Annotated in this window: 18 protein-coding genes and 1 tRNA gene; 3 read left to right on the top strand and 16 right to left on the bottom strand. The window is 68.1% G+C overall.

The features are described from left to right. The 16 genes from ACFTZB_RS24280 to ACFTZB_RS24205 all read right to left on the bottom strand — a co-directional run. Positions 1-425 (bottom strand): glycosyltransferase family 2 protein (locus tag ACFTZB_RS24280; RefSeq protein ID WP_378434818.1); only part of this gene is annotated, 425 nt, incomplete at its 3' end. A gap of 305 nt (positions 426-730) precedes the next feature. Continuing rightward, on the bottom strand, positions 731-1,597 hold the full coding sequence (locus ACFTZB_RS24275) for a MazG family protein (RefSeq protein WP_378434816.1): 867 nt from the start codon (positions 1,595-1,597) through the stop codon (positions 731-733). Between the two features lie 4 nt (positions 1,598-1,601). Then, positions 1,602-5,249 (bottom strand): transcription-repair coupling factor, encoded by a 3,648-nt coding sequence (gene mfd / locus ACFTZB_RS24270; protein WP_378434814.1) that lies wholly within the window; start codon positions 5,247-5,249, stop codon positions 1,602-1,604. Positions 5,250-5,368: 119 nt separating this feature from the next. After that, positions 5,369-7,804 carry a glycosyl hydrolase gene (locus ACFTZB_RS24265; protein WP_378434812.1) on the bottom strand — a complete coding sequence of 812 codons (2,436 nt, stop codon included), beginning with the start codon at positions 7,802-7,804 and terminating at the stop codon, positions 5,369-5,371. Between the two features lie 32 nt (positions 7,805-7,836). Then, a complete protein-coding gene (locus ACFTZB_RS24260) occupies positions 7,837-8,802 on the bottom strand; it encodes a DUF1839 family protein (RefSeq protein WP_378434810.1) in 966 nt (321 codons plus the stop codon). Next, positions 8,799-9,749, bottom strand: a complete 951-nt coding sequence (locus ACFTZB_RS24255) for an amino acid--[acyl-carrier-protein] ligase (protein ID WP_378434808.1) — start codon at positions 9,747-9,749, stop codon at positions 8,799-8,801. The genes ACFTZB_RS24260 and ACFTZB_RS24255 overlap by 4 nt, the downstream gene beginning before the upstream one ends. Beyond that, on the bottom strand, positions 9,746-10,951 hold the full coding sequence (locus tag ACFTZB_RS24250; RefSeq protein WP_378434806.1) for an acyl-CoA dehydrogenase family protein: 1,206 nt from the start codon (positions 10,949-10,951) through the stop codon (positions 9,746-9,748). Before ACFTZB_RS24250 ends, ACFTZB_RS24255 begins: the two co-directional genes overlap by 4 nt. Beyond that, positions 10,948-11,190, bottom strand: a complete 243-nt coding sequence (locus tag ACFTZB_RS24245) for an acyl carrier protein (protein ID WP_378434804.1) — start codon at positions 11,188-11,190, stop codon at positions 10,948-10,950. The genes ACFTZB_RS24250 and ACFTZB_RS24245 overlap by 4 nt, the downstream gene beginning before the upstream one ends. After that, positions 11,187-11,624, bottom strand: coding sequence for a holo-ACP synthase (gene acpS, locus ACFTZB_RS24240; protein WP_378434802.1), 438 nt, complete (start codon positions 11,622-11,624; stop codon positions 11,187-11,189). The genes ACFTZB_RS24245 and acpS overlap by 4 nt, the downstream gene beginning before the upstream one ends. 237 nt (positions 11,625-11,861) lie before the next feature. After that, positions 11,862-13,706: a putative bifunctional diguanylate cyclase/phosphodiesterase gene (locus tag ACFTZB_RS24235; RefSeq protein ID WP_378434800.1), complete on the bottom strand. Its 1,845-nt coding sequence runs from the start codon at positions 13,704-13,706 to the stop codon at positions 11,862-11,864. A gap of 14 nt (positions 13,707-13,720) precedes the next feature. After that, a complete protein-coding gene (locus ACFTZB_RS24230; protein ID WP_378434798.1) occupies positions 13,721-15,850 on the bottom strand; it encodes an Rv1355c family protein in 2,130 nt (709 codons plus the stop codon). Further along, entirely contained in the window at positions 15,847-16,515 is a 669-nt protein-coding gene (locus ACFTZB_RS24225) for a hypothetical protein (RefSeq protein WP_378434795.1), read from the bottom strand. Before ACFTZB_RS24225 ends, ACFTZB_RS24230 begins: the two co-directional genes overlap by 4 nt. A gap of 300 nt (positions 16,516-16,815) precedes the next feature. Beyond that, positions 16,816-17,241 (bottom strand): hypothetical protein, encoded by a 426-nt coding sequence (locus tag ACFTZB_RS24220; RefSeq protein WP_378434793.1) that lies wholly within the window; start codon positions 17,239-17,241, stop codon positions 16,816-16,818. Beyond that, positions 17,238-17,702, bottom strand: a complete 465-nt coding sequence (locus ACFTZB_RS24215; protein WP_378434791.1) for a GyrI-like domain-containing protein — start codon at positions 17,700-17,702, stop codon at positions 17,238-17,240. The genes ACFTZB_RS24220 and ACFTZB_RS24215 overlap by 4 nt, the downstream gene beginning before the upstream one ends. A 359-nt stretch (positions 17,703-18,061) precedes the next feature. Beyond that, the gene (locus tag ACFTZB_RS24210; protein ID WP_378434789.1) at positions 18,062-18,703 is read right to left on the bottom strand and encodes a ScbR family autoregulator-binding transcription factor; all 642 of its coding nucleotides are present in this window, start codon (positions 18,701-18,703) and stop codon (positions 18,062-18,064) included. 111 nt (positions 18,704-18,814) lie between these two features. Continuing rightward, complete coding sequence (locus tag ACFTZB_RS24205) at positions 18,815-19,429, bottom strand: TetR/AcrR family transcriptional regulator (protein WP_378434820.1); 615 nt, start codon at positions 19,427-19,429, stop codon at positions 18,815-18,817. 238 nt (positions 19,430-19,667) lie between these two features. Between ACFTZB_RS24205 and ACFTZB_RS24200 the strand changes: the two genes are divergently transcribed. The 3 genes from ACFTZB_RS24200 to ACFTZB_RS24190 all read left to right on the top strand — a co-directional run bounded on the left by ACFTZB_RS24200 (position 19,668) and on the right by ACFTZB_RS24190 (position 22,294). After that, positions 19,668-19,738, top strand: a tRNA-Gln gene (locus tag ACFTZB_RS24200). 76 nt (positions 19,739-19,814) lie between these two features. Further along, on the top strand, positions 19,815-21,317 hold the full coding sequence (glmU, locus tag ACFTZB_RS24195) for a bifunctional UDP-N-acetylglucosamine diphosphorylase/glucosamine-1-phosphate N-acetyltransferase GlmU (RefSeq protein ID WP_378434787.1): 1,503 nt from the start codon (positions 19,815-19,817) through the stop codon (positions 21,315-21,317). Then, on the top strand, positions 21,314-22,294 hold the full coding sequence (locus ACFTZB_RS24190; RefSeq protein WP_378434785.1) for a ribose-phosphate diphosphokinase: 981 nt from the start codon (positions 21,314-21,316) through the stop codon (positions 22,292-22,294). Before glmU ends, ACFTZB_RS24190 begins: the two co-directional genes overlap by 4 nt. Positions 22,295-22,425: the final 131 nt, after the last annotated feature.

Below are 22,425 nucleotides of genomic sequence, written 5' to 3'. Positions count from 1 at the left end.
CGGGTTCCCTTCGCGAAGTCGGCGCCGGCCACGAGCGCACCGACGAACAACGGGATCTCGGCGGGGTCGGTGGAGCCGTCGGCGTCGATCATCACGACGATGTCGCTGGTCGCGACACGGAAGCCACAGGCCAGGGCGTTTCCCTTGCCCTTGCGGCTCTGCGTCACGAACTTCGCGTCCGGCCACAGGCTCCGCGCCACAGCGACGGTGTCGTCGACGGAATGGCCGTCCACGAAGACGATTTCGTCGATGCCTTCCGGCATGCGCGCGGCGACATGGGGAAGGTTCTTGGCTTCGTTCATCGCAGGCACGACGACGGTGACCGTCGGGCGGCCGGGCGCGCGGTCGGCGGCGCCGGTCTCGTCGATGTCGTGCGCGTCTGTCTCGTCGGAAGGTTCCAGGCGGTCAGGCGTGTACAGGCTCATGTGTCCGTCTCTCATCGTCGGGCAATCGACTCGGCCCGGAAGCATCGCTATGTGTGGTCCCCTGTGGGTATCGGCCCTCGCCCGACCGGGAGCTCGGATACCCACCACGTGCAGTGCGCGAAGACCATAAACACCCGAACCGAAGTACTTCTCAGTACTTCAGAACGCGTGTTTGCAACCGACTGGTCTTCTATGCGCGCTTTAAACTACCTCAGGTTTGTTTTTCTTGCACTACGGACACGGGAGTGATTCATCCCTCAGTTACATTTTGGCAAACCCGAGCGATAGCGCCCGTCGTCCCGGTATCAGGACGTCCAGTACCCGAGCCAGTCCGCGGGGGCGAGTTCGGTCTTCCCCGCCGCGCGCGCAGCATCCTCGGCCGCGCGGACACGGGCGATCAGATCGTGCGTCGCCGCCTGCAGCCTCGATTCGGCGGCGACCACCGCCGCGCTGTCCGCGGTGATCTCCGCGGGCACCAGCTCGGGCGGCAAACCTGCCTTGCTCGCGCGGGCGACGACCTTCGCCGCGAGGGACGCCGCGGGCTGACTCATCGCGACGCCGTCGAGGCAGGAGCTGCGGGCCTTTTCCGCCGCCTTCCGGATCTCCCACGCACGTTCCTGCTCGGCGATGTCGATCGGGCCGACGACGTCCTCACCGAGGTGGGGGCTGCGGTGCACGAGCTTGGCGACCAGTGTCGCGGCCACGTCGTCGACGTCGAAATTGCCCGACGCCGAGGCGATGCGCGAATGGAACAGCACCTGCAGCAGCAGATCTCCGAGCTCTTCACGCAGGTCTGCGGGCTCGGCGGATTCGATCGCGTCGAGGACCTCGTACGTCTCCTCGACGAGGTAGTGCGACAGCGTCCGGTGTGTCTGCGTCACTTCCCACCCGCCGTAGCTCCACAACTGGTCCATCACTTCGGCGGCCTCGACGAGGTTGTCGCCCGGGACCTTCGGTGCCGCGACGATCCGGGACCCCGACGCGACCCACCGGCGCACGGTGGGATGGTCGGGATCGGTGCTGATCAGGACGGCGGCGCCGGGTGCTTCGGTCAGCAGCGTCCGCACGGACCCTGGCACCTCGTCGGTGAACTCCACTCCGCCGCCGACCACCCCGACGGCTGCCATCGGGATCGTCGTGGGCCGCAACGGGTCGAGCAGGACCACCGTCATCGGGTCAGGCCTCCATCACCACGGACCCGGCGGCCTTGCCGTCCAGCGCGAGCACGAAGTCCGCGATGTACTGCAGCAACTCCACGTCGCGCACCCGCTCGGCGCCGATCCCACCCGAACCTGGCCGGGGCAGCGGCAACTGCACCATCCCGGTGGTGGCGCGGTACTGCGCGCTGGGGTAGATCCGCTTGAGACGCAGCTGCTTCGAGTCGGGCAGGGCCATCGGCGCGATCTTCAGCTGCGTCCCGACCACGGCGATCTCCTCGAGTCCGTATTCGCGGGCCAGCAGGCGCAGTTTGGCCACCGACACCAGCCGGCGGACCTCCTCGGGGAGCGGTCCGTACCGGTCGACGAGTTCGTCCACGACGGCGGTGATGCCGTCGAGTTCGGTGGCGGCCGCGAGCTTGCGGTACCCCTCGAGCCGGAGACGGTCGCTGGTGACGTAGTCCGGGGGGATGTGCGCGTCGACGGGAAGGTCGATCCGGACTTCCTTCGGGGCGTCCTCGGTGGTGATCGGCTTGCCGTCGGCCGCCGCCCGGAAGGCCTCGACCGCCTCCCCCACCAGCCGCACGTACAGGTCGAACCCGACCCCCGCCACGTGACCGGACTGCTCGGCGCCCAGCACGTTTCCGGCGCCACGGATCTCGAGGTCCTTCATCGCGACCGCCATGCCGGCGCCGAGGTCGGAGTTCTGCGAAATGGTCGCCAGGCGGTCGTAGGCCGTCTCGGTGAGCGGCTTCTCCGGCGGGTACAGGAAGTACGCGTAGCCGCGTTCACGGCTACGCCCGACGCGACCGCGCAACTGGTGCAGCTGCGACAGGCCCAGCGAATCGGCGCGTTCGACGATGAGCGTGTTGGCGTTGGAGATGTCGAGGCCGGTCTCGATGATGGTGGTGCACACCAGCACGTCGTAGTCCCGCTCCCAGAAGCCCTGCACGGTCCGCTCGAGCGTGTCCTCGTTCATCTGGCCGTGCGCGACGACGACCCGCGCCTCGGGGACGAGTTCGCGGATCCGCTGGGCGGCCTTGTCGATCGAGCTGACCCGGTTGTGGACGTAGAACACCTGACCGTCGCGCAGCAGTTCCCGTCGGATGGCCGCGGCCACCTGCTTGTCGGCGTACGCGCCGACATACGTGAGGATGGGGTGCCGTTCCTCCGGCGGGGTGAGGATCGTGGACATCTCGCGGATGCCCGCCATGCTCATCTCGAGCGTTCGCGGGATCGGCGTCGCCGACATGGTGAGTACGTCCACGTGGGTGCGCAGCGCCTTGATGTGTTCTTTGTGCTCCACACCGAAGCGCTGTTCCTCGTCGACGATGACGAGGCCCAGGTCCTTCCACCGGATCCCGGTCTGCAGCAGCCGGTGCGTGCCGACGACGACGTCGATCTCGCCGTCGGCCATGCCGGCGACGATCTCCTTGGACTCCCCGGTATCCGTGAAGCGGGACAGCCCGCGCACCGTGACCGGGAACGCCGCCATCCGCTCGGTGAACGTCTGCAGGTGCTGCTGGGCGAGCAGGGTCGTCGGCACCAGGACCGCCACCTGCTTGCCGTCCTGCACGGCCTTGAACGCCGCCCGCACCGCGATCTCCGTCTTGCCGTAGCCGACGTCGCCGATGACGACGCGGTCCATCGGGACGGCCTTCTCCATGTCGGCCTTGACCTCGCTGATGACCGTCAGCTGGTCGTGGGTCTCGGTGAACGCGAACGCGTCCTCCATCTCCTTCTGCCACGGGGTGTCCGGGCCGAAGGCGTGACCGGGCGCGGCCTGTCGCGCCGCGTACAGCTGGACGAGCTCGCCGGCGATCTCCCGAACTGCCTTGCGCGCCTTGCGTTTGGTGTTGGCCCAGTCGGAGCCGCCGAGCTTGCTGAGTGCGGGCAGTTCGCCGCCGACGTATCGCGACAGCTGGTCGAGGGACTCCATCGGGACGAACAGCCGGTCGCCCGGGTGGCCGCGCTTGCTGGCGGCGTATTCGATCACGAGGTATTCGCGCCGCGCGCCGCCGATGGTCCGTTCGACCATCTCGACGAATCGCCCGATGCCGTGCTGATCGTGCACCACCATGTCGCCGGCCGTCAGGGCGAGCGGGTCCACCTGGTTGCGGCGCTTGGCGGGCAGCCGCTTGCCGTCGCCGACCGCGGCCACCCGGTTGCCGGTGAGATCGGACTCCGTGACGACGACGAGCCCGGGGGTGGTGTCGCCGCCGGGGAAGACCAGGCCGTCGTGCAGCGAACCCCGCAGCACCCCGACCTGACCGCGGGCGGGCTCCGAACCGGGTGCGAGTTCCGCCGCGGGCACCTCGGCCTCGCGGAGGCGCTCGAGCACACGATGCGCGGTGCCGGCGCCTGCGACCACGATGACGGCCCGGCCGCCCGTGCTGACGTGGGCGCGCAGGCTCACGAACAGTTCGGACAGCAGCTCGTCGGAACCGCGGACCTGCGGTGCCGGGGTGACCGCCAGCTCCAGTTCCTCGCCGCTGCCGGACGCGAGCGGGCTCAGCGTCCACCACGGCAGACCTGCGGTCTCCGCGGATTCGCGGACCTGACTGAGCGAGCGGTAGGCGGAGGCGCCGAGGTCGATGCCGTCGCCTTTCAGCACGGACGTGTCGAGCGGGGCGGCACCGCCGATCGAGGCCGCCGTCCACGATGCCTCGAGGAACTCCTGACCGGTGCGCACCAGGTCGGTGGCGCGTGTCCGGATCTTCTCCGGATCGCACAGCAGCACGTGCGCGCTCTCGGGCAGCACGTCGGTGAGCAGTTGCAGCTGCCCCGGCCGCAGCACGGGCAGCAGGGCCTCCATGCCCTCCACCGGGATGCCTGCCGACATCTTGTCGAGCATCTCGACGAGCGCGGCGTCGGCCTGGTTGTCGACCGCGAGCTGCGCGGCCCGGTCGCGGACGTCCTCGGTGAGAAGCAGTTCGCGGCACGGCGGGGCGATCACCGCGTCGACGTCGAGTTCGGCCAGCGACCTCTGGTCGGCGACGGAGAACGCCCGCAACTCGGTGACCTCGTCGCCCCAGAACTCGACGCGCACCGGATGATCCGCGGTGGGCGAGAACAGGTCCAGGATGCCGCCGCGGACGGCGAACTCGCCGCGCTTGCCGACCATGTCGACGCGGGTGTACGCCATTTCGACGAGCCGCTGGATCAGCCCGTCGAAGTCGTGCTCCACCCCCACTCGCAGCGTGACGGGTTCGATCTCACCGAGACCGGGCGCCATGGGCTGCACCAGCGAACGGACGGTGGTGACGACGACCTGGAGCGGCGCCCCGTACGCGCGGTCGTCGGGCCGCGCCAGCCTGCGGAGCACCTCCACGCGTCGACCGACCGTGTCGGCGCTCGGCGACAGCCGTTCGTGCGGCAGCGTCTCCCACGACGGGAACTGCGCCACGGCGTCGCCGATCATCTCCTGCAGTTCGGCCGTGAGGTCGTCGGCCTCGCGACCGGTCGCCGTGACCAGCAGCAGATGGGTGCGCTCGGCGAGGGCCGCGGCCACGAACGGCCGGGCGGGGGCGGGCGCGACGATGTCGAGGTGATGCCGCCCGAGGGCCTCCGTCACCTGCGCGACGACGGCGTCGCCCAGCGCGATCTTCGCCAGTCCGGCGAGCGGGGTGTCGGACGAGGGCTCGGCAGCGATGAGCGGGGAAGACAACGACGCACTCCTGAGCAGTGATGACGAACTGCCGGCGAACAGCTCGGGCCGGGACGAGCGGCCAGTTGCGGACTGAGCCAGCCTAGTCGATATCGCCCATCGACGAACCGGGGTCCGGATCAGGTGGAGGCCCGCGCGACCGAGGCGACGCGCACCGAGTTCAGCGCCCGCACCTGCCCGGTCACCGCCTCCGCCGTCCCGGTCCTGCGCACCGGCACGATCCGGGTGCCGCCGGGCGGCAGATGGAACCACGAGTCGGCCGGTTCGAATCCGCCGAGTTCGAGGTGGACGTACTGCGCCGCGCCGTCGGTGGCGACGTCGACCACCCAGTCGCCGGGCGCCGTCTCCCGGGCCACCGCCGTCAGGCCGACGGTGCGTTCGACGGCGCGCGCCGGGCCGCCGAAGAGGTGAACGGCCTCGGCGACGACACCGTCCTCGCCCGACAGCGTGACGGTCACGCTCTCGTGGCCGCGGACCCCGAAACGGTGGACGTGTGTGGCATCGGTGAAGCGACCGAGCAGCGTGTCGAGCGACCACCGGCGGGCCGCGTGCGCGGCGACGGTCACCGGTTCGGTGACGTCGAACGCCTGCGCACCCGTGCGGGTGTGCACCCGGACCCGCAACTCCCCCACGAGCGTGCGGGCGGAGTCGTTGACCGCGTCGATGCGCAGTCCGTCCATCCCGTCCTCGCCGAGCAGGACCGCGACGGGCCGGGAGAGCCGCCGCATCACGAACCACGGCGCCTTCGGTCTGCCGTCGGAGTCGAGCAGCCCCCACCCGGCGCCGGGTTCGAGGTCGCGGAGCGCGAGCACCAGCGCCCCGTCGCATCCCGAATCCGGGCGACGCCAGTAGCCGAGGGTGGTCGCGACAGCCTCGCAGACGGCGGCGCGACCGAGCGCGAGGTACCGCTCGGGATCGGACCAGCGGACCGTCGACGGTTCCTCACCGAACAGTGTCCGCACGTAGTGGTCGCGGACGTCCTCGAAGTCCCAGGACGCCCCGTTGTCGCGGGGCACGGCGGCCTTCCACCGCGGGTGGTGACCCGCGGAGGCGAGGCTGCCGAACTCGGTCTCGATCGTCGCGTCCGATGGGGGGATCGAAAATGCGAGGCATTCGGCGGCGAACCGCACCCCGGCCTGGCGAACGTCGGACGGCGGCAGCCGGTAACCGCCGACGCCGAAGTAGTGCGCCACACCGGTCCCCACGTGAGTCGCGAGCGCGTCGCCTCCTGGCGGCGGGGACGGCGACGACGACACCGACACCACCCCCGGCGTGATCCGCGCGACCACCGCCGGGATCACGTCGTGCACCGCCGGGATGTGCGGCGCCGGGAGTCCGAGCATGATGGGTTGCTGTTCGGTTTCGCTGCCGCCGCTGAACACGGCGAGCGCGGGGTTGCCCGACAGCGGTCGCAGCACCGCCTCGACCTCCGCGGTCAGCAGTTCCAGGAACGTCTGGTCGTCGGGTGGGTCGAACGTCGACAGCATGGCGTCCTGCCACACCAGGACGCCGAGTTCGGCACAGTCGTCCCAGAATGCGGAGTCCTCGTACAGCATCGTGCCCGGCACCCGGACCATGTTGAGCCCGGCCTCGACCACCCGCTCGAGGGTTTCCCGCGTCTGCGTCCGGCCGCCCAGCCCGATCGGATCGACCGGGGTCCAGACGGCCCCGCGGCAGTACACGTCGACGCCGTTGACCGACAGACGGAACCCGCCGTCACCGCGCACCCCGCTCACGGTGCGGAATCCGACGGCACCCAGGTCGAGAACGTCCTCGCCGACGGCGATGCTCAGCGGATACGTCACCGGGACGCCGTGGGTGTGGGGCCACCACAACCGGACGTCGGGGACGGACAGGTGCGCGCGCACGTCCCGCACGCCGGGGCCGATTTCGACGACGGTCGCCTCCGCGGAGACGTCCCCGAGCCGGACGACGGGAGGCGGGCCCACCGAGCCGTGCACGCGCACGGCGAGATCCAGCACGCCCGTCCCGGCTTCCACGGTGGTGACCACGTGACGGTCCGACAGCACCGGCGCGGCGCCGTCGTGCAGTCGCACCGGCCGCCACGGGCCGACCGGGGCGGGCACGCCGCCGAAGACCGGGGCGCGACCGAGCATGCTCGTCCGCATCCAGCGCAGCCCCTGCGCACTCACCAGCGACGACCGCCAGCGTCCGCGGGGTCGCCGACGGCGCAACGCCGCGTCGAGCGACGGGAATCGGATCGCCAGCGTGATCGTGCCGGGGCGAGAGACCACGTCGACCGAGACCGGCACGAACATCGACTCCGAGGACAGGACGAGGTCGTCGCCGGCCCACACCTCCGCGTGCGAGGCCAGGCCGTCGAACTCGAGCCGCCAGGGACCGGGGCCGCCGCCCGGCACGTCGGTGACGAACCACCAGTCCACCGCATCGGTCTGCGCCGCGCGCGCCGCCTCGACGCCGTCGGCCGCCCGGATCGCGCCGGCCGCAGTACCCGGAACCTGCGCGGGATACCACGGCCCCGGCACACCCGCCAACTCCGACGGATCGGTGACCGAACCCGGTCCCGTTGCCACGCAACGCCACCGAGCGCCGTCGAGAAGATCCACTACGCGTGTCCGACCACGCGCGCCACACCGTCCACCGACCGTTCCCACGCGTCGGCCATGCGGTCGAGTTGCGCAGACGGGTCGACGCTGCGTCCGCGAGCGGCGCGCGCCATCTGGAACTGCACACTCTTCGCGCCGTGCGCCACCTCCCGGAAGCCCGGAGCGAACGCCGCGGCCCCCGCGAACCCGTTGCGCTCGAGGTACTCGCAGACGTCGGCGGCGAGTTCCGCGGTGGCGCCGCACTGTCGCAACACCCCGAACGTCCACAGGTGAAACGTGTCGATGCCCGCGCCGCGGATCCAGGGCACGTCGGCGACCACCCGCTCACCGAGAGCGCGCACCGGATTTCCGTCCGGCCGCATCGCGAGATGATGCCGCAGCACCGCGTCGAAGCGGCCCGGCCGGTATTCCGGCGCACCGTCGAACCGGACCTGCTCGACGTACGGCGTGAACGTCGCCGCTCCGGCGAGGTCGAGTCCGAACAGCCCGCGGAAGTCGTCCCCGGTCAGCCGGTGATATCCACTGTTGTGGAAGTACTCGAGCACACCGGACTCGCGGTCGACGAAGTTCGCGACGATCGTGGTCTTGCTGTGGCTCTCGCGGTAGCCGGTGCCTGCCGTGTCCGGCAGCCAGTGCGCGTCCACCTCGACGGTCGACAACATCCCGACCGCGAGATTGTCCTCCACATGGTCGAGGACGCCGCGCCAAACGTTCATCTCCCCCACGTCGATCCCGTACAGGCCGAACAGATCCTCGGGCTTGAACTTCAGGAACGTCCACTGCGATCCGTCGAACCGGGCGCCGAACGCGCACGCGGCGGCGGGCACCGGATCGAGCCCGAGCGAGTGCAGTACCTCCACCCACAGGTCGAGGTAGCAGTTGGTCTCCGTCCAGGTCCGTTCGTCCGAGTGGATGGGGTGCGGTTCGTAGCCGTCCGGCGAGATGTCGATGAGCCGGGACGTCACAGCGACATCCGGGATTTCACCGCGCTCGGCCAGCGCGACGGGTCCAGGCCGTGGGTCCGCAGCATCGCCAGCGCGATGCGTTCCATCCCGAAACCGACGCACGCACTGTGCGCGACCCCACCGTCCGCGGTGGCGATGTCGAACGTGACACCGAAATGGTCCTGATGACAGTTGCACGACACGACCGCGGTCCCGTCGTCGAGATCGCCGTACAGGCGCACCGTCAGCTCGGTCTTGAGGTTCTCGTCGCGCTGGTTCGCCGCGAGCATTCGTCCGGCCCTGCCGAAGAACGGGTCGTTGGCGACCACCGGGGTGGCGTCCAGCCACAGGTCGGACAGCACCTCCAGTCCGCGCTCGATCCACGAGTCACGGTGGTTCGCAGCCTGCTCCGCGGTGCCGATCCGCACGAACTCGTGCATCCGGAACGCCTGCATGCGGGCGGGATCGAACGCGGGCTCGTGCCGGAAGCAGTAGCCGTACACGTCGAGCAGCGCACCGCCGTCCGGCAGCACTCCCGTGAACATCGGGTACGCGGGGTGGCAGGCCGCCGACACCAGCATGGTGTCGGTCGGCTCGAGCCACCTGTCCCAGCTCTCGCCGTCGGCGCGCGCCGAGAGCAGTTGGGCGTGCTCGGCGTTGGTGCCGGTGAAGGTAGTGATCGCGCCGGTCAGATTCGGGAACGACGCGATGTAGTCCGTCCGCTCGAAACTGGTGCGCGGGAACACCGGCGGAAACCGGAATCGGGCCGCGGAGTCGCCCGGACCCGCCGCCCGCACGACTGCGTCGATGCCGTCGACGATGTCCTCGAACAACCCCGACCGTCCGTAGAGGCCCGCGACGGATGTGTCCACCAGGAGTCCCGCCCCCAGCAATTCCGCCCGGAACGCGCGCCGGGCACGCTCGAGTTCGCTCGTCTCTTCCTGCTCCACTGCGATGTCCGTGCTCATATCGTCCCCCGGTATGCCGTGGCCAACTGCGCCGAGTTGGCCATGATTCGATCGTTGTTGACCATGACGGCCGCACCGTGCGCATCACGCAGGTGCCGGCCGAGCGAGTACTCCGTGTCTTCCCGGTACCCGGCGATCCCACAGATCAGCAGGGCCCTGCCGACGAGGTCGACGACCAGGGTCGACGCCGTGACCTTGAGGTTGTTCATCGCGAGCGAATAGCCCACTCCTCCGGCGACTTCGGCCTCCGGCGAACCGGCCGGAGCCGCGTCGGCGTCGTCGAATCGGCGGGCTGCGGCGAACACGAGGTCCGCGAACTGCTGGTGCACGGCGGCTGCCTCGGCGAGGCGCAGCGCTGCGGGCGAGGCTGCGCCCGGCTGTTTGCGCGCGGCCGCCCGCACATACCGGCGCGCCTTCTCCACCGCGGCGTCGGCGATGCCGAGCCACACCGCCGACCACACGGAGTGCGACACGGGGAGCATGGTCTCCGCCGAGATCTCCGAGTAGGGGTCGGCGACGACGAGATCCGGTGTGGTGGTGGCGCGCAGCACGAAACCGGGACTGCAGGTTCCGCGCAGCCCCAGCGTGTTCCACTCGCCGGTGCGCTCGAGTGTCACGTCGGCACGCCGGCAGATGACGAGCACCTGGTCGCTGGGCGGGCTGTCGGGGGTGCGCCGCGCGGTCGCGAGGATCGCGTCGGCGTACTCGCCGTACGAGATGACCGGGGCGTTCTTGACCAGCGACACCACGCCACCGGACCGCTCCACCGCGCACGTGCTGCGGCGGACGTCGCCGCCGATGCCCAGTTCCGTCGTCGCCGACGCGAGCAGGTACTGACCTGCGACCGCGTCACGCAGGAAGGTGGAGACGCCGTCGCCACCCGGATGCCGTACGAGCGAGAGGATCTGGGTCTGGTGCATCGCGAAGATCATCGCGGTAGCGGCGCACTGGCGGCCCAGGGTCCGGGCGATCGTGCACAGCTCCCGCAGCGTCGCGCCTTCACCACCCAGTTCCACAGGGACGGCGCACGACAGCAGACGCTGGTCCCGGAGCGCGTTTACGGCCTCCTGAGGAAAGCGCGCGTCACGATCGACGTCGACGGCCCACCGCGCGGCCGCCTCGGCGACAGCCGCGGCCCGTGCCGACGGGCCGGACACCTGGGCGGACCCGATCTCCGTGTCGCCCGCGAGGGCGGTGCTCATGCCACGCCGAGTTCGACGAGCGCACCCCGGATGGAGTCGACGCTCGCGAACGTGCTCTTGCGCAGCAATTCGTCGGGGAACTCGATGTCGAACGAATCCTCCAGCGCCAGCATGACGTTGACACTCGCGTGGGACGTCAGACCGAGTTCGTACAGATCGGCGCCGACGGCGATGCTCCCGGCGTCGACGGACAGCCGGGCGTGGTCGCCGAGAACCTTGCGGATCGTCTGCTCGCTCATGGGTGGCGTTCTCCTTGGTGATCGGGGGGTGTACTCAGCCGGGACGCGGTGACCATCGCGATCGCGACCTCGGCCTCGTGCGAGATCGAGACGTCGAACCCGCCGAGCCCCTGACGCTCGGCGAGTGCCGAGGCGTTGCCGGACAGTCGCACTCCGCATCCACCCCAGCTCTCGCGCCGGATCTCGATGGACTGCCACGGCAGGGCGACGTCACCGGGCCGCAGCACCTTGACCACGGCTTCCTTGGCCGCGAATCGGGCGGCCAGCCGTTGGACCCGCGCGGGTCCTGCGCAGCTTTCCAATTCGTGGGGTGTGAAGATCCTGTTCAGGTAGCGGTCACCGAACCGCTCGACACTGCTTCGCACGTGCCCGACCGTCATCACGTCGCACCCGATACGGGATTCGGGGATCTGCGAGACCGCACCACCAGACATCGATCCCCCTGCTCCAGTTTTCGACAGTCCACGTTCCGCGCGAGAAAGCCACCCTCAGCGACTCTCCAGCAAACCCTTCGAGAAGTTACCGTATTTTGCCAATTAAAGACAAGAGGTCCTTCGGTGTGGGCATAAACATACCCCGAGTCTGTAACGCTGTCTTCTCGAAGCCGATGACGCAGCAAATCGGGCGCGAGCGATCCCTGACAACACGCCGCCGCGCCGTGCAGGAAAAGGCTACAGCCCGACCTCGATTGCGCCGGCCGCCAGCAACTTGCCGACCTTTTCCGCCGAGACCGGGCGGCTGAACAGAAATCCCTGCGCCCGATGACATCCCATGTCCAGCAGTTGCCGGGCCGACTCCACGTTCTCGACGCCCTCCGCCACCAATTCCAAGCCGAACGACTCGGCGAGTCCGATGATCGACTTCACGATCGCCCGGTCCTCCGGGTTGGTGTCCAGGTTCATCACGAACCCTTTGTCGATCTTCAATGTCCCCACCGGCAGTGCCTTGAGGTGGCTGAGGGAACTGTACCCGGTGCCGAAGTCGTCGATCGCGACCTCCACGTCCATCGCATGCAGTCCCTCGAGCGCTTCACGCGTCCAGGTGAGATCACTGAGCACCGCGTTCTCCGTGATCTCCAGGCACAGTGCGCCTTTACGAAGGTCGAACTCCGTCAACGCGTTCGCGACGACGTCGAGAAAGTCCAGACCGGCCAACTGCCCCGGTGAGACGTTGACGCGGAGATCCAGATCCAACTCGGGCGCCTGCGACCGCCAGTCGGCCCACTGCCGGCAGGCCTTCCGGATGACCCAGCGCCCGAGTTCGCCCGCAACGTTCGTCGCCTCGGCGACGTCGATGAACGAGCCCGGCTGCAGCAGCCCGAGCAGCGGATGATTCCACCGCACCAGGGCCTCCACCCCGATGATCCGGCCGGTCCGCAGGTCGACCTCGGGCTGGTATTCGAGAAACAGCGACTCGTCCGCGATCGCCGCGCGCAGACTGAGCTCGATCATGTTGCGCTTCTCGCTCTCCTCCTGCATCTCGTCGGTGAAGACGCTGATCGCGTTACCGCCCTTGGTCTTCGCAACCATGACGGCCTGGTCGGCCTGGCTGAGGAGCGAACTCGTGGTGGCCTTGCCAGGGCGCCCCGCCGCGACCCCGATGCTGACACTGCGGCTGACCACCTCGCGGCCGAGACGCACCCGTTCGGTCACGACGTCGCGGATGTGCTGCGCCCGCCGCTCCGCCTCCTCGAGACCCACCGACCCTCCGAGCACGAGCACGAATTCGTCGCCGCCCAGCCTCGAGACGAGGTCGTCGGCCTCGCTGGTCGATCTGAGCCGGTCCGCGATCGTCGAGATGAACCCGTCGCCCGCCCCGTGCCCGAAGAAGTCGTTGAGGGGTTTCAGGCGGTCCAGGTCCAAGAACAGAATGGCGACCGGCCCGGGTTCGGTCGACGCCAGGCGGGTGTCCAGATGGTGGTACAGGGCGCGCCGGTTGCTGAGTCCGGTGAGGGAATCGTGATCGGCCGAGTAGCGCAATTGCTCCTCGACGACGATGCGGGCCTGGACCTGGGCGAGCAGGGCGGCAATCGCCTTCAGGACGTCGAGCTCCGGCGGCGTCCAGTCGCGGTCGCCGAACTTGATGAATCCGAGCGTGCCCGTCGTCGTCTCGCCGGACAGCAGCGGAACGGCGGCGAGCGACACCTGCGGCACCCCCGACGCCTCGCGGACCCGTTCGTTGTAATCCGGACCGGACACCTCCGGACGGAAGATGGCGACTTCCTTCTGGTGCTCGATCTGGGCGAAGGTCGGATCGGCATCCTTGAAGTAGACGACGCCGAGTGGGTCCGGATCGGGGATGAACGGCCGAAGAGGATATTCCGCGACCAGGACCGTCGCCGCGATCTCGTGATCGGTGAACCGGAGAAAGCTGGTGTCGACCTCGAAGTGTTCCACGAGATCCTGCAGCACGCGGGTGGCCACGGCCTTGAACGAGACCGCGTCGACAGGCGTGAGCCGGGACGCCACGGTTGTCACCAGGGTCTCGAGCTTTTCGGTTTGCTTCTCGGTGTTCACGGGCCCTCCTGTCGTTACGATATCCGCCTTCGCACCCGGTCGGCGCGGCGCTCGCTCCGAACCGACGGGCCCGGCGCATGGCTGAGCCGTAACACCATGGCGAGCGCCTCACCTGCCTTCGCTCCGACGACGTCGAACAATTCTTCCCGCAACCTCTCCAATGGTGCCGCATACCGGGGTGAGAGTTGTTCGAGTTCCGCACTTTCCACACCGTAGAGAAACACCGGCGAAATCGGCTGGACGGCGAGGCCGAGCGCCTGCGCGTGAATCCACACGCTTTCGGTCGCCTCACCGCCACGTACATAGTCCCGAGAGGTGCTGCCCGGAATCGCGACGACCGCGACAGCCGAACTCGAGGCGATGCGGTCCGCCGTGGACTTGCCCAGCGCCCGTCCCGCATCCTGTGCGCCGAGTCGTTCCATGACCTCGGGTCTCCGCAACAGCGCGAGCGTCGACAGTTCCGCCGAATCGAGTTCCAGCGCGCGCACGTCGATGCCGGTGTCGACCGAATCCCGGGGTGGCCACCGCAACTCGCCGATCATCTCGCGGTGCAGGGTGGGGGTGAGGAAACGGATGCGGTCCGACTCGGCCAGAATGGCGCCGATCGTCGCGATGTCGTCCCGGTCGGTGACCAGGCAGAGGCGGGCGCCTTCGCGGGCCGCGGCCTCCGCGAGGAGGCCGGCCTGCGAGTCGTCCAACGGCCGGGGGACGCCCAGCCTGCGGTTGGTGGTCCGGTCGAGCATGTGTTCGTAGCGGTCGCTGAGTTCCCGGTCGTTTCCGCTCCCGAACGTCAGCGTGGCGACGGGGAGCCCCGGATCGGCTTCTCGGACCGTCACAGCGCCGAGGAGGCCGGCGGCGGACGCGGCGATTCGGGCGTTGTGCAGCGCGGCGCCGACCGCGACACAACTGCCGCGGTACCCGACGTCCATGGCCGTCGTGTGCTCCGGCGCGAGGGAGATGGTCAGTCCCGCGTCATCCGCCGCGATCGTCCACGGCTGGACGTTTCCACCGGAAGGCGCGCGGGCCGCGGCATTCACGACGGCGCCGACGGCGTCCTTCGTCGGGTCCGCGATCGCAGCCCGGTTCGCCGGTTCCTCCGGCACGTCCTGCGGCAGCGGTGGATCGGCGAGAACATCGAGATACTCGTCGAGATCCATCCGGCACCGGCCCGACGTGAGCGGCTGCCCGAGCCCGATGCGCCGCACCGCCGCCGCGACCTGCGCCCCACCGAGCAGCACGTCGCCTCCGAGCTGGGGCCACGTGGAGATGGTGTCGTCCACTTCCACCAACGACGCCGCCATCGTCGCCGACAACTGTCCGGCATCGAGAATCTGCAGAACGAGCGGAATCTTGTCCCGCGAACCGAGTCCTGCCAGCGATTCCACGTCGACGTCACCGATCACTCCGTGGAACGGCGGCCGATCCGGTTCGACGTCGAAGCGCTCGACGTCCAGCAGACCCCGGTCACTGGTCGCCATCAGCACCGGCAATCCCCTGCGCCGGGCCTCTCTCCGCAGGGACACCTTGACGTCGAGGGAGTCGCATTCGTCGATCACCACGTCCGTGCCGTCCAGGAATTCGGCGATCGATTCGGCATCGACACCGTCCTTCCACAACGTCACAGTGACGTAGGGATCGATCTCCGCGACACGGCGGGCGGCGACCACGGCCTTGTTCACGCCGAGGTCCAGAACAGTGCCGGGAACCCGGTTCAGGTTGGACAGGTCGAGGGTGTCGAAGTCGGCGAGCCGCAGGCCGCCGCACGCGCCTTCCAGCGTCAGAGCCAACGCGACCGCGTGACCGACGCTGAGACCGACGATCCCGACGGTGACGCCCCGGAGGCGGTCCTGCTCCTGCGCGGTGATCTTGTTCCGATTCCGGTCCAGCCGCAACAGCCGGAACGACGTGGGACCGAGCAGACGCACCACGGTCCGCCGCCACGAGTAGTACGCCCACACCGGAGCCTCGTCCAGCACACCCGCGTCCGGCGTGGGAACGAGGGAACGCAACGCGTCCCGCTGATGGTCGAGTCGATCGACGAAGACTACCGCGGGGTCGCGGCGGAGGCGGTCGAGTACCGCCGCGTCCTCGGAGTGGCCCTCGTCGAGCAGTAGTGCGGTGTACTCACCGTGGGTTTCGTTCACGAGACGCTCCGCATCGGCCGGACGACGTCGCCTCCCGTCCCCGTCGCGATGGCTGCCGACGGCGTCGGTTCGGACGTCGTGAGTAACAGTTGGGCCAGCTGCATGAATTCGGCGCGGCCCCTGCGCCTACTCCGATCCCACCACATCAGCCGCGTCTCGTAGCGGTCATCCGGATAGGGCACGGGAGCAATATGGTCGGCCACTACCCCACCGGTGGTTCGCCACGTGTCCAAGACGTGGGATGCGGCGGTCGCGAGCATGAACTGGACGTCGAGAAGATCCATCGAGAAGGTGGCAAAACGGCCCAGTGCACCGACGAGTTCGCCGCGCCGGGCGGCGGTGTCCGACACCCATGCGCCCTTCGCCTCCACGACACCGAACGGCAGCCGGTCCTCGATCATCCGGCGGACGGCGGGAGCTCCGGGATCGTTTGCCCATTCCGTGATCGCATGCGCTTGACCAGCGTCGATGTACGGTCCCTGCGCGCGGACACCCGCTGCGACGGAGCCGTTGGACTCGATCGCGACGAAGAAGATCGCGGTACTGTCGCCGTCCTGGATCCGGCGGTACTCGAGAGCCTTCTCGGCGCCGTACTTGCGATAGCCCGCTACCGCTCCCTCGAGATATGCTTCCCACAGCTCGGGCTCCTCGGAGGGCCGGGCCACGACGAAGCGACACTCCGACCGTGGATCCCACACGCTCAGAGTTCGGTCAATTAGAGTATCTGTCGACCGTGTGTCGACCTGCGGACGCGACAGCTGTTCAACTGGCATTGGCTTTCCCATCGGAGTCGGTGCGGCAATTCCGGGGACTCACGGGTTACGTAAAGACCCCAAGAACTGGACACACGAACCCGGTCACAGCCCCGCGGCTACTTATTTTCCGCGTTTACACCGGATTTGTCACCTGAGATGCCACAAACGCGCTCGAAAACAAACTTCAGGTCTGTAATTGTCGACCCGTATTTATGCGAGCGAAATGAACAGCTCGACGCTGCTCGGAGCGCGGAAGACCTCGATCTCCTCCGCGTAGGCGCGCTCGATGCGCCCTTCCTTCTCCGCCAGCTCGGCCTGAATCCACACGTCCTCGATCGGGTCGGACGACCGTCCGTCGGGCGTGAACTTGGCGAAGTAGCCGGCCGGGACACGCACCAGTACGTCACCGACCTCGAGCTGACCGAGGTCGGTACACCGATATCCGATCACGGCGGTCCACCCCAGATCCGGGACAGCGACATATACGGTGACCAGCTCGGCAGTGCCGCGTTGCTGGATGCGCTCGCGGGTGAACTTCATCAGATCGGTCGAATGCGCCGACGAACTGAGCTCCGTGCGCGGCAGAACGAGCCCTCCAAAGTCGGCGGACTCACGCTTGACGATCTCGAAACTCATTGCGGCCCCTGCATCGTCGCGGGTGGCACTATCGCCACATACAAATCGATCCCGAACGCGTGCGGGTAGAACTCGAAGTCGCCGGTGTAGGACCGTTCGATCTGCCGCGATTCCTCCGCCTCACGAATCTGCCCCCAGAGGGCGTCGAAGAGATCAGGAAACGTTCCGACCGAGGAGAATTTGGCGTACGTTCCCGCAGGAATCCGCGACACCAAGTGTCCGCGGCCAACCTGATCGATGGAGGAGCACTCGTAGCCCACGATTTGCGTGTAGTACGAATTGATCTCGGGCGCGTGGTCCACGTAGGCGGAAGCCAGCGGCCGATCCACGTTCTGCGCGAGGAGGGTCGACCACGTCTTCTCGAGAGCCTTGTCGCGTGCTTCTCCGAGCGCCCGCTTGGGGCTACGGACGGCCAGTCCGGCGACCAGCGTCTCTTCGCGTTCGACAATGACGAACGGCATCGGGCACCCTCCGATGTCATCGGCTCATTGGGCTGGCAATGTCAGTTATCTTTCGACCGCCCGATAATTCGGGGGACGAGATTTCACAATACATCGTCCGGTAACCGGAAACGGCGTCATTGGTCCGGCAAAGCCTGGCGCCCAACTGGGCAAACCACGGCGGCTCCGACTCATTCCTTTCAACAAGAGTCCGCAACCGTTTTGTCCGCCAAAATACATACTTAAAGTATTTTTTCAGCGCTTTTCTCAGATTCGAGGTGTGTTTAATCCGAATGCCCGACTTCACCCTGTGACGCAACCGACGACGCGGCGGCGATCGAGCGGTCGTCGCGGAAACCGCTTCCCGCGGAAGGGGTTTGCTAGCGCAGCAGACGCCGGGACGCGAACTGGCGGAAATAGACGAGCTTCGACGGCTCGACGAGCCCGGGAAGGATGAAGTACCAGACCCGTTCCATGCGGCGCGGAAGATCGTCGAAGGAGCCCGTCGCGCTCGCGACGACGTGAGCCCCGAGCAGCGACCCGAGCAGGAAAATGGACAGCGTGTCGGTGGAGACGTCGTCCTCCGCGAGAATGTCGCCCTCTTCGACGGCTCTCTTCACCAGCCGCTCGAAACCCTGCTGCCACGACGCCACGACGTTGCCGTGCGTGCCCTGGTAGTCGCCGATCTCGTGCTGCAGCCGCAGCATTGCCGCGACGATCGGATCGGCACTTGCGGCCTCGATCGCCACGTAAGACAGGGCGACGAGCGCCTCCAGCGCCGGCGTCGGCCCGTCACTCACCGACGTCATACCTGCTGTGAGGCGGATCTGCCCCTCGTCGATGACACCGCGGGCGAGGTCTTCCTTCGAGCTGAAGTGGAAGTACAGCGCGCCTTTGGTCACACCCGACTGCTCGATGATCTCGTTGAGACCCGCATTCGCGTAGCCCAGTCGCAAGAACACGTCGGCCGCCGCCATCAGGACCGACGCCCGAGTTACCTCTGCTCGAACCTGTCTCGCCATCGACTGCCTCCCGAACGCCCCCCCGACGGGGCGCAAACTCCAGCGAACCCTAGCACTCGACAGGCGCAGCCCTCCGGAAGTTGAACCGCGAGTCTGAAAACGAGAACACGTTCAGGCCGGCTGGGCGCCGGGCCGATCGGTACCCAGTTGGGGATCGGCCTCCAAATTCGTCAGCCCGTTCCAGCACAGGTTGACGAGATGCGCGGCGACGACCTCCTTCGGCGGCGTCCGCGCGTCCAGCCACCACGTCGCGGTCGTGGACACCATTCCGACCAGAGCCTGTGCGTAGAGCAGAGCCAGATCCGGGTTGAACCCACGCCGCGAGAAGTCGCCGGCGAGGATGTGCCCGACCTGCCCGATGGCCTCGTTGAGCAGACTCGAATACGTTCCGTCCGGCGCCGCCACCGGCGAGTCGCGAACGAGGATCCGGAATCCGTCGGTGTGCTCCTCCACATAGGTGAGCAGCGCCAGCGCCACCCGCTCGACCCGGATCCGGGAGCGATTCTGCTTCAGCGACGACGTCACCATCTCCAACAGTCGCGACATCTCCCGATCCACGACGACGGCGTACAGGCCTTCCTTGCCGCCGAAGTGTTCGTAGACGACCGGCTTGGAGACGTGCGCCCGCTGTGCGATCTCCTCGATCGACGTCGCCTCGTAGCCACGCTCGGCGAACAGGGCTCGACCGATCTCGATCAACTGCTCCCGGCGTTGGGTACCGGTCATCCGGGTGCGGACCGCCCGCTCGGGGGTCGCGTCCACGTCCGTGGGTCGGGGCACCGAGCCACCATCCTTTCCTGACACTCGCGACGACGAAGTGCCGCGGGCAGCGCAGAAACACTGCAGGTAGCACCCACTCTATCGGGGCGTTCCCAACAAATTTCCGCAGCGGTTCGACGTCCGGCGGGTCGGCATGCGAGGATTCTCTCGCGCAAACGGGCGTGACACCCCGTGTGTGTGGCAATCCGCCGTAGTGTAATGGCAGCACCTCTGATTTTGGTTCAGATAGTTCAGGTTCGAGTCCTGGCGGCGGAGCGAAGACCTGCGGAGCGTATTCCTGCAGGTGGAGCTGCTTACAGCAGCACGAGTAGAACGACGCAGAGGGAGCTTCATGCCAGTGCAGACCGCCGTGGTCGTCCTCGCCGCCGGCGCAGGAACTCGGATGCGGTCGAAGACCCCCAAGGTGTTGCACACCCTGGGCGGGCGCACGATGCTGGCGCATTCCCTGCACGCCGCCGCCGAGGTCGACCCGACGCACCTCGTCACCGTCGTCGGTCACGACAAGGAGCGTGTCGGCGCCGCCGTCAGCGCCCTCGAGACCGAACTGGGCCGCCCGATCGCCGTCGCCGTCCAGGAAGAGCAGAACGGCACCGGACACGCCGTCGAGATCGGCCTGTCCGCCCTGCCCGCCGATTTCCGCGGGACCGTGCTGGTCACCGCCGCCGACGTGCCACTCCTCGACGGCCGCACCCTGCACGCTCTCGTCGACGAGCACCGCAGCGAGCCCACCCCCGCGGCAGTGACGGTGCTGACGTTCACAGCTCCCGAACCCCGAGGCTACGGTCGGATCGTCCGTCTGCCCCACGACGGTGGCATCGCCGAGATCGTCGAAGAGGCCGACGCCACCGAGGAGCAGGCGGCCATCACCGAGGTCAATGCCGGTGTGTACGCGTTCGACGCGGAGTTCCTGCGCACCGCGCTCGGGCAGCTCAACGCGAACAACGCGCAGGGCGAGCTGTACCTGACCGACGTCGTCAAGATCGCCCGCGAGGCCGGCGCGCCCGTCTTCGCCGCCCACCTTGCCGACTCCGCGAAGGTCGCAGGCGCCAACGACCGCGTCCAGCTGTCGAGGCTGGCCGCCGAACTCAACCGCCGCACTGTCGAGAACTGGATGCGGGCCGGGGTCGCCGTCATCGACCCGTCGAGCACCTGGATCGACGTCGGCGTCACGCTGGCCCGCGACGTCACCATTCATCCCGGTGTGCAACTGCTCGGCACCACCTCTGTGGGTGAGGACGCCGTCATCGGTCCCGACACCACCCTCACCGACGTGTCGGTGGGCGAAGGCGCCAGCGTGGTGCGTACCCACGGCTCGGAATCGACGATCGGCGCAGGCGCCACCGTCGGGCCGTTCACCTACCTGCGTCCCGGCACCGTCCTCGGTGCGTCCGGCAAACTCGGCGCGTTCGTCGAGACGAAGAACGCCGACATCGGGGCGCACTCCAAAGTTCCTCACCTGACCTACGTGGGTGACGCCACGATCGGCGAGTACAGCAACATCGGTGCGTCGAGCGTGTTCGTCAATTACGACGGCGTCTCCAAGAGCCGTACGGTGGTGGGGTCACACGTCCGGACCGGATCGGACACCATGTTCGTCGCTCCGGTACAGGTCGGTGACGGTGCTTACACCGGCGCCGGCACGGTGCTGCGTTTCGACGTACCGCCGGGGGCACTCGCGGTCTCCGGAGGGAAGCAGCGCAATATTGACGGCTGGGTGCAACGAAATCGGCCCGGGACCGCCGCCGCCGAGGCGGCGTCCGCCGCGGGACCGCACCACAGTTCAGATCTGCACGAAACCGAGAAGCAAGATTTAAAGGATGGCATAGAGCAGTGACCGCGAATTGGATCGACAACCAGAAGAACCTCATGCTTTTTTCTGGTCGCGCGCATCCGGAGCTGGCCGAACAGGTCGCGAAGGAACTCGACGTGCGGGTCACCCCGCAGACTGCCCGTGACTTCGCGAACGGCGAGATCTTCGTCCGTTTCGAGGAGTCGGTCCGAGGCTCCGATGCCTTCGTGCTGCAGAGCCACCCCGCCCCGCTGAACACGTGGGTGATGGAACAGCTGATCATGATCGACGCGCTCAAGCGCGGGTCGGCCAAGCGCATCACCGCGATCCTGCCGTTCTACCCGTACGCCCGCCAGGACAAGAAGCACCGCGGCCGTGAGCCCATCTCGGCTCGCCTGATCGCCGACCTCCTCAAGACGGCCGGCGCCGACCGCATCATCACGGTCGACCTCCACACCGACCAGATCCAGGGCTTCTTCGACGGGCCCGTCGACCACATGCACGCGCAGGGTCAGCTCGCCGAGTACATCCGCGGCAACTACGGCACCGAGAACATCGCCGTCGTCTCCCCCGACTCCGGTCGCGTCCGGGTCGCCGAGAAGTGGGCCGACACGCTCGGTGGCGCGCCGCTGGCGTTCATCCACAAGACGCGCGACCCGCTGGTGCCCAACCAGGTGAAGTCCAACCGCGTCGTCGGTGACGTCGAGGGCCGCACCTGCATCCTGATCGACGACATGATCGACACCGGTGGAACCATCGCCGGCGCCGTGAAGATCCTCAAGGAGGCCGGCGCGGGCGACGTGATCATCGCCGCCACCCACGGTGTCCTGTCCGACCCTGCGGCCGAGCGTCTCGCCGCGTGTGGTGCGCGGGAAGTCATCGTCACCAACACGCTCCCGATCGACGAGTCGAAGAAGTTCGCGACCCTCACGGTGCTGTCCATCGCGCCGCTGCTGGCACGCACCATCAAGGAAGTGTTCGAGAACGGCTCGGTCACGTCGCTGTTCAACGGCAACGCCTAGGCCCTTCGGGCCTGTGAGTGGTGGGGGGGGGGAGGGGGGCGGGAACCCCACACAAGCGGTGGCGTGGCCCGGGGTTGGACGGGGTGCCCCCCCCGGGGCGCGGCGTGAGGGGGGGGCGCGGGGGCGTCAAA

The organism is Rhodococcus sp. NPDC057014 (genome assembly GCF_042673295.1).
GTDB lineage: Bacteria > Actinomycetota > Actinomycetes > Mycobacteriales > Mycobacteriaceae > Rhodococcus_F.
Note: the sequence above shows the minus strand (reverse complement) of the source record. Positions and strands in the feature narration are given on the sequence as shown.